Below are 15205 nucleotides of genomic sequence, written 5' to 3' on the forward strand. Positions count from 1 at the left end.
GCCATCGCGCCGCTCTCCATGTCCATTTCCGCCTCGCCTGCCGCAAGCGACGAAGTCGCGACACACGTAGCCAACCGCATCGGTTTCATCGAACTCGAACGGCCGAAGGCGCTCAATGCGCTGTCCACCGGCATGATCCGCGCGATCCACGCGGCGCTCGAACAATGGCGTGAAGATCCCGACGTGCTCGCGGTGGTCATCCGCAGCCAGCATCCGCGGGCGTTCTGCGCGGGCGGCGACATCCGCTTCCTGTACGAGTCGGCAAAACGCGGCGAGGACGCTGCACGCGACACGTTTTTCACCGAGGAATATCGCCTCAATCACGCCATCTTTACGTATCCGAAGCCGTATATCGCGTTGATGAACGGCGTAGTGATGGGCGGCGGCATGGGCATTTCGCAGGGCGCGCATCGTACCGGCGGTCTGCGAGTCGTGACGAACTCGACGAAGATGGCGATGCCCGAAACCCGTATCGGCCTGTTCCCGGATGTCGGCGCAAGCTGGTTTCTGGCACGCACGCCGGGTGCGATCGGCCGCTATCTGGCGGTGACCGGCGAGACGATCGGCCCGGCGGACGCGCTGTACGCCGGTCTCGCCGATGCGTATATCGACGACGAAGCGCTGCCCGCGCTCGTCGACACCTTGCATAGCGAGCCGTTCCAGCGCGGCGCGGACGTGGTGGCCCACATCGCTCATGCGTGCGAGGCGCACCAGGTCGTGCCGCCGGCCGACACTGCGCCGCTGGCCAGGGCGCGCGCATGGGTCGACCGGCATTTTGCGTTGCCCGACGTCGCGCAGATTCTGGTGTCGCTGCAGGGCGAGAAAGAGGGCGACGCCGCCGGTTGGGCCGAGCAGACCATCGCCGTGCTGCGCGAGCGTTCGCCGCTGTCGATGGCCGTATCGCTCGAGGTGGTCACGCGCGCGGAAGGCTCGATGTCGGACGTTCTGCGCGGCGATCTCGATCTGACGCACACGTCTTTCCTGCATGGCGACACGGTCGAAGGTATTCGTGCACGCATCATCGACAAGGACAATGCGCCGCATTGGCGCTTTGCCCGCATCGAAGACGTGAGTGCCGCCGAAGTGGCGAAGATGTTCGACAGCCCATGGCCGGCGGACCAGCATCCGCTTCGCGATCTGCGCGGGTAATCGGCTAATCGGCTTGTCGACGAGATGCCGGCCCTTCGCTAAACGCAGAGCAGCCGGCACCGAAGACGGAAGCCCGTCCTCAGGCTTCGTCTTCGCTCGCCATGAAGGCGCGCATGAACACCAGCGCGCCCCATCCCCACATGGCATTGGCTGCGAATCCCACGGCGAGGCGCGGCAACATGTTGCCACTCGGCCAGATGCCGCGTAGCGGATCCACCACGAACACGCTCGCCGCCGTCAGCGCGATGCCGCCGAATACGAAGGCCGGCACCCACGGCGCGCGCCGATGCGGTGCGACGCGCAGCAGCCATGCCATCAACACCGCCCAGAACGCGCTCCAGATAGCGTTGGCAATGAATTCGGGCAAGCCGAGCGGCAGAAACGGTGCGGTGGAGAATCCGGTTGGATCGATGAACGCGGCGGCATGCAGCAAGGCCAGCGTCGATTCACGGAAGAACAAAGAAGCCAGAAAGCCGGCGATGAACGGCAGGATGATTTTTTGCATGCATTGCACCTGCGGGGTACAGGCGGCGTCACGCGCATGGCCTGCACCGGATTGTCGGAAAACGTGCGCCATTATATAGATGGCCCGGCCGTTTCCAGCGTCCACAAAGTACAACAGCCGTATGCTAAAGCGTCGGGCTAATCACGAAAGTGGAAAACCTAAGCTCAAAAAAATCGTTCAAAAGCCGCGGCCCGATCCCTAGACTGTCTCCTCATACAGACGGCGTATGCCGTTCGCAGCCGTTCAAGCCTGCTTAATCGAGCTGTCCACTCTCCGTTCATTTTTGCGTCGTAGGGCCGTGCCGCGCGCATGGCGGGATGCGCGCGGCCGGCTCGTGCGCAGTCTCTCGCGAACCTCCGACGCATCGTCCCGATCCATCCCATTTCGAACATTGCAGGAGCAGCAAATGAATGTGTTCTGGTTCATTCCGACTCATGGCGACAGCCGTTATCTCGGTACGTCCCAAGGCGCACGCGCAGCCGACTACGATTACTTCCAGCAGATTGCCGTGGCCGCCGATTCGCTCGGCTACGAAGGCGTGCTGCTGCCGACCGGCCGCTCCTGCGAGGACGCGTGGGTCGTCGCGTCGAGTCTGATTCCCGCGACCAAACGCCTGAAGTTCCTCGTCGCGATCCGTCCGGGGCTGTCGTCGCCGGGACTCGCCGCGCGCATGGCCGCGACGTTCGACCGCCTGTCCAATGGCCGTCTGCTGATCAACGTCGTGACGGGCGGCGACGCCGCCGAACTGGAAGGCGACGGCGTGTTTCTCGATCACGACACGCGCTACGAAGTCACCGACGAATTCCTGCACATCTGGCGCCAGCTGTTGAGCGCTTCGCACACGAACGACGCCATCGAGTTCGAAGGCAAGCATCTGACGTCGAAGGGCGGCAAGGCGCTGTACCCGCCGGTGCAGAACCCGCATCCGCCGCTGTGGTTCGGCGGCTCGTCGGCGGCGGCGCATGACATTGCCGCCGATCACATCGATACCTATCTGACCTGGGGCGAACCGCCCGCAGCCGTCGCGAAGAAGATCGCCGACATTCGGGCGCGCGCGGAAGCCAAGGGTCGCAAGATCAAGTTCGGTATCCGCTTTCACGTCATCGTGCGCGAGACCGAAGAGGAAGCATGGGCCGCCGCCGACAAGCTGATCAGCAAGCTCGACGACGAAACCATCGCACGTGCGCAGGCTTCGTTCTCGAAGATGGATTCCGAAGGTCAACGCCGCATGGCCGCGTTGCACGGTGGCAAGCGCGGTGGCCGCGCGGAGCTGGAGGTGTATCCGAATCTGTGGGCCGGTGTCGGCCTCGTGCGCGGCGGTGCGGGCACGGCGCTGGTGGGCAGCCCCGAACAGGTCGCGGCGCTGATGAAGGAATACACGGATCTCGGTATCGATACGTTCATTCTGTCCGGCTATCCGCATCTCGAGGAATCGTATCGCTTCGCCGAACTGGTGTTTCCGCTGTTGCCGAATCGCCAGAGCAAGATCGCGAACGGTCCTCTGTCGGGTCCGTTCGGCGAGATCGTCGGCAACAACTATCTGCCGAAGGCGGCGAGCACGAGCTAAGCCATCGCCCGGGCAACGAGTAACGACGAACGAGGAACGCAAACATGGCTCAATCAACTGTCAGCGCGAAGGCTGGCACTCACACGGACGCGGGCGGTGTGCTGCGTCGCGTCGGCGCGCATCTCGCGCCGTGGCTTGCGCCGCTCATCATCCTGCTGGCGTGGGAAGTCGCCGCGCGCAGCGGAATTCTGTCGACGCGGGTGCTGCCCGAACCGCTCGCCGTGGTGAAGGCGGCGTGGTCGCTGATCCAGTCCGGCGAAATGTGGGCCGACGTCAAGGTGAGCACGTGGCGGGCGGTGTCCGGTTTCGCGATCGGCGGCGGCATCGGGCTCGTGCTCGGTCTGGCCACGGGTTTGTTCAAGCCCGCTGAAATCGTGCTCGACTCGACAGTGCAGATGGTCCGCAACATTCCCGCGCTCGCGATGATTCCGCTCGTGATCCTGTGGTTCGGTATCGAAGAAGAAGCCAAGGTGTTTCTGGTTGCGCTCGGCGTGTTCTTCCCGATCTACGTGAATACGTTTCATGGGATTCGCTCGGTGGACGCCAATCTGATCGAGATGGCGCGCAGTTATGGCGTCAAGGGTCTCGCGTTGTACCGGCACGTGGTGCTGCCGGGCGCGTTGCCGTCGATCCTCGTCGGCGTGCGCTTCGCGTTCGGTCTGATGTGGGTCACGCTGATCGTCGCCGAAACGATCTCCGCGCAGTCCGGCATCGGCTACATGACGATGAACGCGCGTGAGTTCCTGCAAACCGATGTCGTGGTGGTCGGGATCCTGCTGTACGCCGCGCTCGGCAAACTGGCCGACATGCTCGCCAAGGCGCTCGAGCGCGTGTCGCTGCGGTGGCATCCGGCTTATCAACGAGGAGCAAAGACATGAGCGGCACGACACTTTCGTCGTCGTTCGGCGGTATCTCGGGCAGCGATCTCGAAGCTGAACTCGCTCAGCCGCGCATTGCGGATCACGAAGCCGAAGCGGCCCGTGAAACTCACGAGGCTCACGAGGCGTCGGGCGTCGAACGGGCGGACGTGCTGACGCGCAACGACAGCGGCCGCTCGGGCGACCATGCGGTCGAATTGCGTGGCGTCGGCAAGCAATACGGCGAACGGCACGTACTGTCGGATTTCAATCTGTCGATCGAGCGCGGTAGTTTCGTCGCGATCGTCGGCCGCAGCGGCTGCGGCAAATCGACCTTGTTGCGACTCGTCGCCGGGTTGGAAAAAACCACGGCCGGCACGCTCGAAAAGCGCACCGAAGATGGCCGGCCCCTCGACACGCGGATCATGTTTCAGGACGCGCGTCTGTTGCCGTGGAAGAGCGTGCTGCAGAACGTCATGCTCGGTCTTGGCCGTAGCGCGCGCGAGGATGCGCGTGCCGTGCTGGCCGAGGTCGGTCTGCTCGAGCGTGCCAACGACTGGCCCGCGCAACTGTCCGGCGGTCAGCGTCAACGCGTGGCGCTGGCGCGCGCGCTGGTGCATCGGCCGCAGTTGCTGCTGCTCGATGAACCGCTCGGCGCGCTCGACGCGTTGACGCGCATCGAAATGCACGCGCTGATCGAGCGGCTGTGGCGCGAACATCGCTTCACCGCGTTGCTGGTGACGCACGACGTGCACGAAGCCGTGGCGCTCGGCGATCGTATTCTGCTGATCGAAGACGGTCGCATCGCGCTCGATCAGCCCGTGCCGCTCGCGCGTCCGCGGGCCCGCGCGTCGGCCGGTTTTGCCGCGCTCGAAGACCATGTGCTGCAACGTGTATTGAAGAACGCGCCCAACGACGATGCGCTCGCTTATCGCGCGTTCGACGTCGCGGACGGCGAGCGCATCGTGCGGCCGACCGACGTGCGCTGGGCCGTCTGACCTGACTTTTGCTGGCTGTTCAAACCGTCTTTTCTGGAGTCTTTCGCTATGAGCATTTCCGCTATCAACGTACGCAATCAGTTCAAGGGCAAGGTCAAGGAAATCATCCGCGGCTCGGTGGTGTCCGAGGTCGACGTGGAAACGCCCTTCGGCATCGTCACTTCGGTGATTACGACGCGCTCGGTCGACGAACTCGATCTGAAGGTTGGCTCGGAAGTGGTGGCGCTGGTGAAGTCCACCGAGGTGTCGATCGCCCGGCTGTGAGGAGGGTGTGTCTGACGCTTGACGCTTGCTAGTTGACGGCGCCGGGTTGCGGAATGGTCCGCGCGGCGCCCGTCATACGTCGATTATTTTGCGTTCGCCCCGCTTGCCGGCGGCGCGTGCATCATCTTGTCGTTGGTCGGTTTGGTCGGGCGCTTGATCGGCATGTTGTCCGGGTTGCTCGAGCCTGCCGCGCCCGATGCGGCTTCGGGTGATTTGATCATCGGCTCGCCGCTGTTCTGCTGGGCCGATGGCGCCGTTTGCGCGAATGTCGTGACTACGCACGCAGCCGACAGGCTGAGCACGCCACAGACGCTCAGCAGGTATTTGTGCCGCCATTTGGTCCGGTTCATCACGTCCTCCTATGTTTGTCTCGCCTCGGCCTGACGGCACGCAACCCGCATGCCTCGGGATGAGTGACGGCGATTCGATCGCAGATTATGCTGACGCCTCGTTCCATTTGCCGGAGAGTCGTCATGCACCTTTCACGAGCCATTCCCATTATTCGTATTTTCGCGGAAGAGAAAGCCCGCGAGTTTTATATCGACTTTCTCGGCTTTGCCGTGGAGTGGGAACATCGGTTTGAAGATAATTTCCCGATTTACTTGCAGGTCAGGCGCTCGGATCTGATTCTGCATTTGAGTGAGCATCATGGCGATGCGACACCGGGGTCGACGATATTCGTGCCGATGCGCAAGGTCGATGCGCTGCAAGCCGAGCTTGAAGGCAAAGACTATAAGTTCGGGAAGCCGGTGGTGCAGGAGTTGCCGTGGGGTAAGGTGCTGGAGACCGTCGATCCGTTTGGAAACCGGATCCGATTTTGCGAGGAGGCGGGGTAGAGCGGGACGGGAGACCAAACAAAAACGCCACCGTGAAAACACAGTGGCGTTAGTCGAATCTTTGAACTGCTTTTGAATTCTTTGGGGTGGCTGATGGGGCTCGAACCCACGACAACAGGAATCACAATCCTGGACTCTACCAACTGAGCTACAGCCACCACTGAAAATCTACCTCTGCTCAGCTTGCTTGAAAAACTTGCGTCGCCGAGAAGAAACGAGATTATACGAACACGAATCCCGTTTGCCTAGTCCTTTATTCAAAAATTTCGACCGGCTCGCGCAGATGCTGCCTGGCCTCATCGAAGATGCTTAGATCGCGCGCAGCGAGTCGCTTGCTGTCGGACAAAACGCGACGCCAGCCACGCGCGCCGGCCTCGCCGCGATAGAGCCCGAGCGCGTGACGCGTTATCGCGCCAAGGTAGGTGCCGCGCGCCATCTCGGCCGCGCAGTATTCGATCAGCTTCGCCTCGATCTGCTCGCGCGTGAGCGGCGTGTCGGTCGCGCCATAGAAGCGCGCATCGACATCGGCGAGTACATAGGGGTTGTGATAAGCCTCGCGGCCGAGCATTACGCCATCGACGTGCTGCAAATGCGTTTCCACTTCGTCGAGCGTCTTGATCCCGCCGTTGATAATGATTTCCAGATGCGGAAAGTCGCGCTTGAGTTGATACGCGTAATCGTATTTGAGCGGCGGGATCTCGCGATTTTCTTTCGGGCTCAAGCCCTTGAGAATCGCATTGCGCGCGTGGACGACGAACACCGTGCAGCCCGCATCCGCAATCGTGCCGACGAAATCGCGGACGAAACCGTAGGCTTCGACCGCATCCACGCCGATGCGATGCTTGACCGTCACCGGCACGGTCACCACGTCGCGCATGGCCTTCACACAGTCGGCGACGAGTTGCGGCTCGTTCATCAGGCACGCGCCGAATGCGCCGCGTTGTACGCGCTCGGAGGGGCAGCCGCAGTTCAGATTGATCTCGTCATAACCCCATTGCTCGCCGAGACGCGCCGCGCGTGCGAGGTCGTCCGGTTCGCTGCCGCCGAGCTGCAACGCCACGGGCGCTTCGGCTGGCGTAAACGCCAGATGTCGCGGCACGTCGCCATGCAGCAGTGCGCCGGTCGTGACCATCTCCGTGTAAAGCCACGTGTGGCGGGAGATCGTGCGGTGCAGGGAACGACAATGGCGGTCGGTCCAGTCCATCATGGGCGCCACGGATATTCGGCGGGGGCTGGCAGTGCAGTCAGAAGACATGAGGGGATGACGGCTTGAAACAAACCGGAATTTTACCGCAATTGTATAAATCGCCGCCCGACTGGAGCGTCGAGAAGGGTGGCGAACCGTCGCAAAACCGGACTTTCTGAATAGGCCCGCACCTTATCCGCCCCGCCAGCAAGGTCTTTGGGGCTTCAAACGCCATCGGGGAAGGGTCTGACCGTCGCTGAGCCTTGCCCTGTTTGGCTCAGACCGATTGTTTCAGTTTCAAGAATAGTAATTTCAGTATATCGAGATAAAAAGCCAATAGTACGGGTATACACTGCCTCCCATCGACGTTGCAGCCAGGCCTCACCAGACACACCTGCGACGCCTTCTTGAACTGAAGTCGTAACGTTATCGGAGTTTCCATCATGAAGACCAAATTCGTCGCCGCCCTGCTGATCGCCGCTTCTGCTTCGATCGCTGCTCCCGCATTCGCCAGTGGCTACGGCCCGGCACCGTTCTATCGTCCTTCGGTTGGTGCTCCTGCTTCGCAACAAGGTCAGAACTCGCAAACCGTTGCCGCTGAACAGCGCAACGCACAAGTCAACGCCTACGGCGGCGTGCACAATGCGACGTCGCAATCGGGTTCGCGTGATGTGACGCCGGCTCAGCAAGCAGTTTTCTTCGGTAACTAACCCGTTGCTGTCGCGATGATTGTCCACGAGACAATCGTCGAACCGGGCGCCGCGCATGATCCGATCATGCCGGCGCCCGGTTCCGTTTGCGCCTTCTGAATTCACTGCGTTATCAATCCGATATTGCCCGTTTCGATGCTGTCGTTTTAACGGCCATGCTACGATTTTTTATCGTTTCGCAAAGGCTTACCAAACCAGCGCTTTTGCATTTCGCTTTCATTACATTTTTAGAGGCTTTATGGATTTCGAACACTGTGGCTTTCGCGTGTCCACGCATGTCGTCCCGGATGAGGCTGGTGTTCAATGGTTGTGTCGCGCCGATATCGAACGCGCCGACGGCGATAGTCTGAAGGGTGCGCCCGAAGGGCTCGAACTCACCATTCCGCGTCTGAAAATCGATCCGTTAATGGCAGTCAGCGCGCTCGAACATCAAGCGAAAAGTGCGATTGACGATTGGTGTCGTCAGCTTAAGAACTGAATAAGACATAGCGCTGCCCATTCGAGGGTTAATTGGGCTCGCGCTACACCGGTCAAGCAGTATGGACGATGTCGTCAATGTCCATGACCGCCACCATGTCCGCCGCTGTGGCCCCACGAGTTTCCGCCGTGCCCGCCACCCCGGCCGCCGCCATGCCAGCCGCCATGCCCCCCGTGGCCGCCGTAGCCGCCATAACCTCCATAGCAGCAGCCTCCACCGCCCCAGATGTTGATTGAACTGTAGGCCGGCCCGTACGGCGCGCCATAGCCGTAACCGTAGTCGGGGTAATAAGGTTGGGCATAGCCGTAACCGTAGCCGTAGCCCGGCGCGACTGCACAACCGGCGAGACTGGCCGCCGCTGCCAACAGCGCGATCGATATGACGAATCTGCTCACGATACCTCTCCCAATATTTCTTCTGCCTACCAGTGAGAAGACTCGCGAGCGACGGAGTTCAGGCGTATTTGTGTCCGCACATTACCGACGTGATCTCGCCGTTCGCCGTGATGACGCCTTGAATTGCGACCGAATGCTGCGGGGTATGCTCTGCGCCATTCTTTCCGTCTCTTACCAGTTCGCCTCTCCGTAACACTTGGTTAAATTTCTGCAATGGGACTGTAGGGCACGACTGATAAGTTCGCGCGAATCCTGCCACCATCCGCCGCCCATGAAGCAAGATTCCAAGCCGGCGACCGCCTTGTCCCAACGCGAAGAAGGTGACGCTTGCGCCGCGCGCGGCGAGTTCGACGCCGCGCTTCATCGTTACGAGGCCGCGCTTGCACTCGATTCCAGCGATCCGCGCAGTCACGAACGACTCGCTGCAACGCTCGCGACGTTGCATCGTTACCCCGAGGCCATCGATCCATACCGCGCGGCGCTTCGATTCGAACCCGACAATGCCGATCTGCATCACGGTCTCGGCTGGGCGCTGGAACAGATGCATCGGCTCGACGAAGCAGTGGGCGCCTATAGGGATGCTGCGCGTCTCAACCCGAAGGCGGACGGCTCTCAGAACAACATCGGCAACTGTCTGCAAGCGCTCGGGCGTTTCGACGAAGCGCATGAAGCCTATCGTCTGGCGATCGAAGCCGCGCCGCGCGTTCCGCTCTATTACCGCAACTTCGTGCAAACGAAACGTCTCGCCGTCGACGATCCGGCATTTGTCGCGATGGAGCGACTGGTCGGCGAAGCACACACGCTCCCACCGGCCGCTCAGGTCGATATTCACTTCGCCTACGGGCAGGTGCTGTCCGACGCGGGCCGTCACGACGCTTCGTTCGACCATTTCCTGAAAGGCAATCGGTTGCAGCGCGCGCAGATGCATTACGACGAAGCGCAGTCGCTCGGTCTCTTTGCACAATTGCCGACGCTGCTCGATGCCGGTTTGCTGAAGGCGAAGGCGAATCTCGGCGATCCCTCAGCGGCGCCGATCTTTATCGTCGGCATGCCGCGCTCCGGTTCGACGTTGATCGAACAGATTCTGGCGAGTCATCCGCAAGTGTTCGGGGCCGGTGAGCGCACGGAATTCGGCGCGGCACTCGTGCAAAGCATCAGCCGCGAGCCGGGCGATCCGCTGAAGATTGCGATCGACGGCTTGCGCGACGTTCGGCCCGCGGCGCTGGCAGCGTTGGGCGCGGATTATCTGCAACGTATACGCGAAGCGTTGCCGCACGACACCACGCATTTCACCGACAAATACCCGTTCAATTTCATGAATGTCGGATTGATTCATCTCGCGCTGCCGAATGCGCGCTTCATTCACAGCCGACGCTCGCCGTTGCAAACCTGTCTGTCGATTTTTTCGCGGATTTTCCACGACGTGCCGTTCGGTTACGACCTCGCCGAACTCGGTCGCTACTATCGTGCGTACGATGCGTTGATGGCGCATTGGCAAAGCGTTTTGCCGCCGGGTGTGATGCTCGAAGTCAGGTATGAAGAACTGGTCGACGATCTCGAAGGCCACGTTCGCCAGATGCTCGGACATTGCGGGCTGCCGTGGGACGATGGCTGTCTCGCGTTTCATCGGACGACACGGCGGGTGAGTACGGCGAGTTCGGCGCAGGTGCGCCGTCCGCTCTACAAGAGCTCGCTGCAGCGCTGGCAGCCGAGCACGGAGTTGATTCAACCGCTACTCGATGCACTCGGCCCTGTAGCTTGAGTGGACCGATCAATGCATCGCAAGCGTCGTGTGATGCAAAGCCGGATACACGCCGACGATGAATGCACCGTACAACACGGCCATCGTCACGCCGCCCGCCGTCCCCCACACATCGCGCGATAAAGCACCCTGGCGGAAATGCACGGGCAGTCCGACGATCAGATAACCGAGTATGAAGAAACCGATCACCGCCCATACAGGCGAGACGTCATGACCGAGGAATTCGACGAAAGCAGGTAGTTTGATTGGCGGCATGATGAACGATGAGAGCACGGGCGGAAATGAGCGAGCGACCGGCCGCGACCTGGCGGCGCGTGCGGACATCCGCCGATTTAAGTCCACTCGCGAACGCGACGCAAGCAAAAGACTGTATGCATTTGTACGGCCGCCACTGCGTGCTTTCTGTCGCCTTCCATCGATGATTCAGCGCGCTTTCATAGCGAGGCTTTTAACGCTTGCCCAACGCTCTATTTACGTTTGCGCAGCGGTTCGAGCAAGGGCTTCAAACCGTTGTGATCGATCTCCTGCATCAAGGCCAGCAAGCGGCCGATTTCGCCGGGCGGAAAGCCCTGGCTCGCGAACCAGTTCAGGTAGTGACCGGGCAGGTCGGCAATCACGCGGCCCTTGTATTTTCCATACGGCATCACGCGCGTAACAAGCAGTTCGAGGTGTTCGGGATTCATCGCAGATGAGCGCAGAGGGGAGAGGCGAGCCAGGTTGCGAGCGGCCGGCAAGCAGCCGTTGAAGCATTCTAGCGTGCGATGCAGGCAGCGCGCGGGCATGGTAACGTCTTGCGCTTTATGTTCAAACACTCAACACAGGACAAGTTCGATGGAATACCGCAGACTCGGCGACTCGGATGTGCAAGTTAGCCTGATCGGTCTTGGCACCATGACGTGGGGCGAGCAGAACACCGAACAGGACGCGCACGCACAGATCGATTACGCGTTGGACCACGGCGTCAATCTGATCGACGCCGCTGAAATGTATCCGGTGCCGCCGCGTCCCGAAACGCAAGGTTCCACCGAGCGTTATATCGGCACGTGGCTCGCGCAGCATCGCAGCGCGCGCGACAAAATCGTGCTGGCGACGAAGATCGCCGGGCCGGCTCGTCAGCCGCACAATCCGCGTCATATCCGCGGCGAGGGCAATCAGTTCGATCGCAAGAATCTCACCGAAGCGCTGAACGACAGCCTGAAGCGTCTGCAAACGGACTACGTCGATCTGTATCAATTGCACTGGCCGGATCGCAGCACGATGACGTTCGGCCGTCCCGCGTATCCGTGGGTCGACGATGCGTATACGGTGCCGATCGAAGAAACGCTGTCGGTGCTCGCCGAGTTCGTGAAGGCCGGCAAGGTGCGGCACGTCGGCGTGTCGAACGAGACGCCGTGGGGTGTCGCGCAATTTCTGCGTGCCGCGGAAAAGCTCGACTTGCCGCGTATCGTCAGCATCCAGAATCCGTACAGTCTGTTGAACCGCACGTACGAAGCGGGCTTGTCCGAATACGCGCATCGTGACCACGTCGGCCTGCTCGCCTATTCGCCGCTGGCTTTCGGTTGGCTGTCGGGTAAATACGAGGGCGGCGCGCGACCGGCGGGCGCGCGGATTTCACTGTTCGAACGCTTCCAGCGTTACAGCAAGCCGCAAGCCGTGCAGGCGACCACGCGCTACGTCGAACTCGCGAAGCGTCACGGTCTGTCGCCCGCGCAATTCGCGCTGGCCTTCGTCAATAGCCGGCCGTTCCTGACGAGCAATCTGATTGGCGCGACATCGCTCGATCAGTTGAAGGAAAACATCGGCAGCGCCGATGTGAAACTCGCTCCCGACGTGCTCGCGGAAATCGATGCGCTGCACGAGTTGCAGCCGAATCCGGCGCCCTGAGCGCCCGGCAGTCCGCTGGCAATCTCCCAGCCGGAAGCGAAATCACCACCTAAACTGTGGTGGACGGGACGGCCTGAAGCGCTGCGATGCACCGCAGTGGTAGGATTCAGGCCGAAAAAATCCAGAGCGGCGCCCGACCCGTGCGGCGTGCCGCTCCCCACCGAGCGATAGGACTCAGGACATCGAATGGCGCAACAGAAAACCAATCCGAAACTCGAACAGGCGCTCACGCGCGGAGATCTTGCCATTCGCCAGGCGAATTCGGCACGGGCCACGGCCTTGTTGCGGGCGCTGGGCAAAATGGTCATCGAGGCATCGGCCACGATCGGCGTGGAAGCCTTCACGCTGATTCCCGATGGCGACAAGATTTACGATCCCGCAGATGGCCTGTGGCCGCAGGAGTTGCAGATTTCGCTCGACGGCCCGGTTGAAGACTCCGACCCGGACGAACTGCGCACCATCCGCCTGATCGCCGACGATCCGGGCACCGTGTTCCGGGTGGAGTGGCAGCGCGCCGACGGGAAAATCGGCCGCCAGGACGGCGGACCCTTCGCGACGGTGGCGTTTATCTCCGACGTGGACATTCCCTGGACCGACGACGAAGACTGAGGTGTCGGCTTCGTTGCCGGTGGGCCTTCGTCACTTCATCATGCGACGGCGGAACAGCACCGCCGACGCGACGAAGCCAATCAGCACATACGCCGCCAGCACCGCAAGGTGCAAGGCGGGATGATCGAACGGCCGGCCGAGCATGGCCGGCCGGATAAGATCGACGGCGTGCGCCAGCGGCAATAGCTGCGTCACCACTCTGGCGGCCGCGGGCAATTGTGCGACGGGGAAGAACACGCCGGAAAGCAGCAGCATCGGCGTCAGCACCAGCGTCTGATAAAACATGAAGAAGTCGTAGGACGGCGCCAGCGCGGTGACCACCATCGCGAGGCTGGCGAACGCCAGGCCGGTCAGCACGATCACCGGCAATGCCAGCAGCATCGACGGAAAATTCGCGTAACCGAGCGCGCCGGCCACCAGCATGATGGCCGCGCCGGAGAGCACCGATTTGCTGGCCGCCCAGATCACTTCGCCGAGCACGATGTCGCCCAGACTCAGCGGTGTATGCATGATCGCCTCCCACGTGCGTTGCACGTGCATGCGCGAGAAGCCCGAATACATGGCTTCGAAACTCGCCGACATCATCACGCTCGAGGCCACCGTGCCCGCCGCCAGAAAAGCGATGTACGACACGCCGTCGACGTGCCCGACCATCAAGCCCAACCCGAAGCCAAGACCGAACAGATAGATCATCGGGTCCGCGAGGTTGCCGAACATCGACGCAATGGCGAGCTTGCGCCACACCAGATAGTTGCGGCGCCAGACCGCGATCCAGTTCACGGCGTTCGCGGGCAGGGCGGCGAAGGTCTCGGACTGTATCGATGGGTCGCTCGGCGGGTCGTGCGGGCGTGCGTTCATGGCGTGGGTGTTCCCGGCGGATTCGATGGAGATAAAGCGGCGGTGTGCGAGTCGATGTTGGGAGCGATCACGTCAGTCCTGCATCTCGCGACCGGTCAGCCGCAGAAACACGTCTTCCAGATTGGCCGGCCGGTGCAGATAGCGCAGATCGGCGCGCGCCTTGAGACGCGCATGCAGCGCCTGGGTGTCGTTGCCGTCGCTGTCGTCGCCGATATAGCAGAACAGCGTTTCGCCGCTGATCTCGGTCTGCTGGACGAGCGGCGCCAGTTCGTCGCGCAACGCGAGCGGATCCGGTCCGAAGATCTCGATGACGTCACAGCCGATCTCGGTCGCGATCAGTTCGCGCGGCGCGCCTTCGGCGATCTTGCGACCTTCTTCGATCACGCATAGACGGTCGCACAGTCGTTCGGCCTCTTCCATGAAATGCGTGGTCAGCAGGATCGTCTTGCCGCGCGAAAGCAGCGAGCGCAGCCGTTCCCAGATCAGATGCCGTGCCTGCGGATCGAGGCCGGTGGTCGGCTCGTCCATAATCAGCACGTCGGGATCGTTGACCAGCGCGCGCGCCAGGGTGAGACGCCGCTTCATGCCGCCCGACAGTTCACTCACGCGTGAGCCGGCCTTGCTCTCGAGGCGCGCGAATTCGAGCAGCGACGGCACCATGTCGCGGCACTCCGCGGCGCTCAGCCCGAAGTAACGGCCGAACACCAGCAGGTTTTCGCGCACGGTGAAATCGGGATCGAGATTGTCGAACTGCGGCACCACGCCGACGCGTGTCCGCGCGACGCGTGCGCGCTGTGGAATCGGCTCGCCGCACAGGCGGATACGGCCGGCATCCGGCGCGGCGAGGCCGAGCAGCATGCGCAGCGTGGTGGTTTTGCCCGCGCCGTTTGGGCCGAGCAGGCCGAAACATTCGCCGGGGGCTACGTGAAACGACAACCCGTCGACGACGGTTTTCTCGCCGTAGCGCTTTTCGACCTGGTGGAATTCAATGGCGGCTTCGGACGTGGCTTCTTGCATGAATTGGGCGGGTCTCCGGGAATCCCGTATCGGCGCACGGTAGGGGTGCTTATTCTAGGGTATGAGCCGGGGCCTACCTGGCGTTTTCCATCCCTTGCAAGCTGAATTGCGGTGCACCATGATTCCTTTA

19 protein-coding genes and 1 tRNA gene are annotated in these 15205 nt (G+C 61.8%); 11 read left to right on the forward strand and 9 right to left on the reverse strand.

All coding sequences use genetic code 11. The features are described 5' to 3' along the window. The first annotated feature begins 18 nt into the window (after positions 1–18). On the forward strand, positions 19–1149 hold the full coding sequence (locus tag FQ746_RS31140; RefSeq protein WP_144113657.1) for an enoyl-CoA hydratase/isomerase family protein: 1131 nt from the start codon (positions 19–21) through the stop codon (positions 1147–1149). 79 nt (positions 1150–1228) lie between these two features. Here FQ746_RS31140 and FQ746_RS31145 read toward each other — a convergent pair whose 3' ends face one another. Then, positions 1229–1654 (reverse strand): hypothetical protein, encoded by a 426-nt coding sequence (locus tag FQ746_RS31145; protein WP_144113658.1) that lies wholly within the window; start codon positions 1652–1654, stop codon positions 1229–1231. A gap of 406 nt (positions 1655–2060) precedes the next feature. On the opposite strand from FQ746_RS31145, the gene ssuD reads away from it, so the two are divergent. The 4 genes from ssuD to FQ746_RS31165 are packed head-to-tail and all read left to right on the forward strand — an operon-like array spanning position 2061 to position 5340. Beyond that, positions 2061–3221, forward strand: coding sequence for an FMNH2-dependent alkanesulfonate monooxygenase (ssuD, locus tag FQ746_RS31150; protein ID WP_144113659.1), 1161 nt, complete (start codon positions 2061–2063; stop codon positions 3219–3221). Between the two features lie 44 nt (positions 3222–3265). Further along, entirely contained in the window at positions 3266–4099 is an 834-nt protein-coding gene (ssuC, locus tag FQ746_RS31155; protein WP_144113660.1) for an aliphatic sulfonate ABC transporter permease SsuC, read from the forward strand. Beyond that, a complete protein-coding gene (locus FQ746_RS31160) occupies positions 4096–5076 on the forward strand; it encodes an ATP-binding cassette domain-containing protein (protein WP_144113661.1) in 981 nt (326 codons plus the stop codon). The genes ssuC and FQ746_RS31160 overlap by 4 nt, the downstream gene beginning before the upstream one ends. A gap of 48 nt (positions 5077–5124) precedes the next feature. Further along, a complete protein-coding gene (locus FQ746_RS31165; RefSeq protein WP_115782798.1) occupies positions 5125–5340 on the forward strand; it encodes a molybdopterin-binding protein in 216 nt (71 codons plus the stop codon). A gap of 83 nt (positions 5341–5423) precedes the next feature. Here FQ746_RS31165 and FQ746_RS31170 read toward each other — a convergent pair whose 3' ends face one another. Further along, positions 5424–5690, reverse strand: coding sequence for a hypothetical protein (locus FQ746_RS31170; protein ID WP_144113662.1), 267 nt, complete (start codon positions 5688–5690; stop codon positions 5424–5426). A 123-nt stretch (positions 5691–5813) separates the two neighbouring features. On the opposite strand from FQ746_RS31170, the gene FQ746_RS31175 reads away from it, so the two are divergent. Next, positions 5814–6176 carry a glyoxalase superfamily protein gene (locus FQ746_RS31175; protein WP_144113663.1) on the forward strand — a complete coding sequence of 121 codons (363 nt, stop codon included), beginning with the start codon at positions 5814–5816 and terminating at the stop codon, positions 6174–6176. An 82-nt stretch (positions 6177–6258) separates the two neighbouring features. Here FQ746_RS31175 and FQ746_RS31180 read toward each other — a convergent pair. After that, positions 6259–6334 (reverse strand) — tRNA-His (locus FQ746_RS31180). Between the two features lie 95 nt (positions 6335–6429). Then, positions 6430–7431, reverse strand: coding sequence for a tRNA dihydrouridine(20/20a) synthase DusA (gene dusA / locus FQ746_RS31185; protein WP_144113664.1), 1002 nt, complete (start codon positions 7429–7431; stop codon positions 6430–6432). Between the two features lie 374 nt (positions 7432–7805). Between dusA and FQ746_RS31190 the strand changes: the two genes are divergently transcribed. Next, positions 7806–8072 carry a hypothetical protein gene (locus FQ746_RS31190; protein WP_144113665.1) on the forward strand — a complete coding sequence of 89 codons (267 nt, stop codon included), beginning with the start codon at positions 7806–7808 and terminating at the stop codon, positions 8070–8072. Between the two features lie 238 nt (positions 8073–8310). Beyond that, on the forward strand, positions 8311–8550 hold the full coding sequence (locus FQ746_RS31195; protein ID WP_144113666.1) for a hypothetical protein: 240 nt from the start codon (positions 8311–8313) through the stop codon (positions 8548–8550). Between the two features lie 74 nt (positions 8551–8624). Here the strand turns inward: FQ746_RS31195 and FQ746_RS31200 are convergent, their stop codons facing one another. Next, positions 8625–8945, reverse strand: coding sequence for a hypothetical protein (locus tag FQ746_RS31200; protein ID WP_144113667.1), 321 nt, complete (start codon positions 8943–8945; stop codon positions 8625–8627). Between the two features lie 271 nt (positions 8946–9216). On the opposite strand from FQ746_RS31200, the gene FQ746_RS31205 reads away from it, so the two are divergent. Then, positions 9217–10707 (forward strand): tetratricopeptide repeat-containing sulfotransferase family protein, encoded by a 1491-nt coding sequence (locus FQ746_RS31205; RefSeq protein ID WP_144113668.1) that lies wholly within the window; start codon positions 9217–9219, stop codon positions 10705–10707. Positions 10708–10716: 9 nt separating this feature from the next. On the opposite strand, the gene FQ746_RS31210 is transcribed toward FQ746_RS31205, so the two are convergent. Both FQ746_RS31210 and FQ746_RS31215 read right to left on the reverse strand, forming a co-directional pair. Further along, positions 10717–10962 carry a hypothetical protein gene (locus tag FQ746_RS31210; protein ID WP_144113669.1) on the reverse strand — a complete coding sequence of 82 codons (246 nt, stop codon included), beginning with the start codon at positions 10960–10962 and terminating at the stop codon, positions 10717–10719. 212 nt (positions 10963–11174) lie between these two features. Beyond that, entirely contained in the window at positions 11175–11390 is a 216-nt protein-coding gene (locus FQ746_RS31215) for a DUF3820 family protein (RefSeq protein ID WP_144113670.1), read from the reverse strand. Between the two features lie 148 nt (positions 11391–11538). Here FQ746_RS31215 and FQ746_RS31220 point away from each other — a divergent pair, with 148 nt between their 5' ends. Beyond that, on the forward strand, positions 11539–12591 hold the full coding sequence (locus FQ746_RS31220) for an NADP(H)-dependent aldo-keto reductase (protein WP_144113671.1): 1053 nt from the start codon (positions 11539–11541) through the stop codon (positions 12589–12591). A gap of 186 nt (positions 12592–12777) precedes the next feature. Beyond that, entirely contained in the window at positions 12778–13200 is a 423-nt protein-coding gene (locus FQ746_RS31225; protein WP_144113672.1) for a hypothetical protein, read from the forward strand. A gap of 30 nt (positions 13201–13230) precedes the next feature. Here the strand turns inward: FQ746_RS31225 and FQ746_RS31230 are convergent, their stop codons facing one another. Beyond that, a complete protein-coding gene (locus FQ746_RS31230) occupies positions 13231–14058 on the reverse strand; it encodes an ABC transporter permease (protein WP_144113673.1) in 828 nt (275 codons plus the stop codon). A 72-nt stretch (positions 14059–14130) separates the two neighbouring features. Beyond that, a complete protein-coding gene (gene nodI, locus FQ746_RS31235) occupies positions 14131–15075 on the reverse strand; it encodes a nodulation factor ABC transporter ATP-binding protein NodI (protein ID WP_144113674.1) in 945 nt (314 codons plus the stop codon). Between the last annotated feature and the right edge of the window lie 130 nt (positions 15076–15205).

The organism is Paraburkholderia sp. BCC1886, from assembly GCF_900996245.1.
GTDB lineage: Bacteria > Pseudomonadota > Gammaproteobacteria > Burkholderiales > Burkholderiaceae > Paraburkholderia.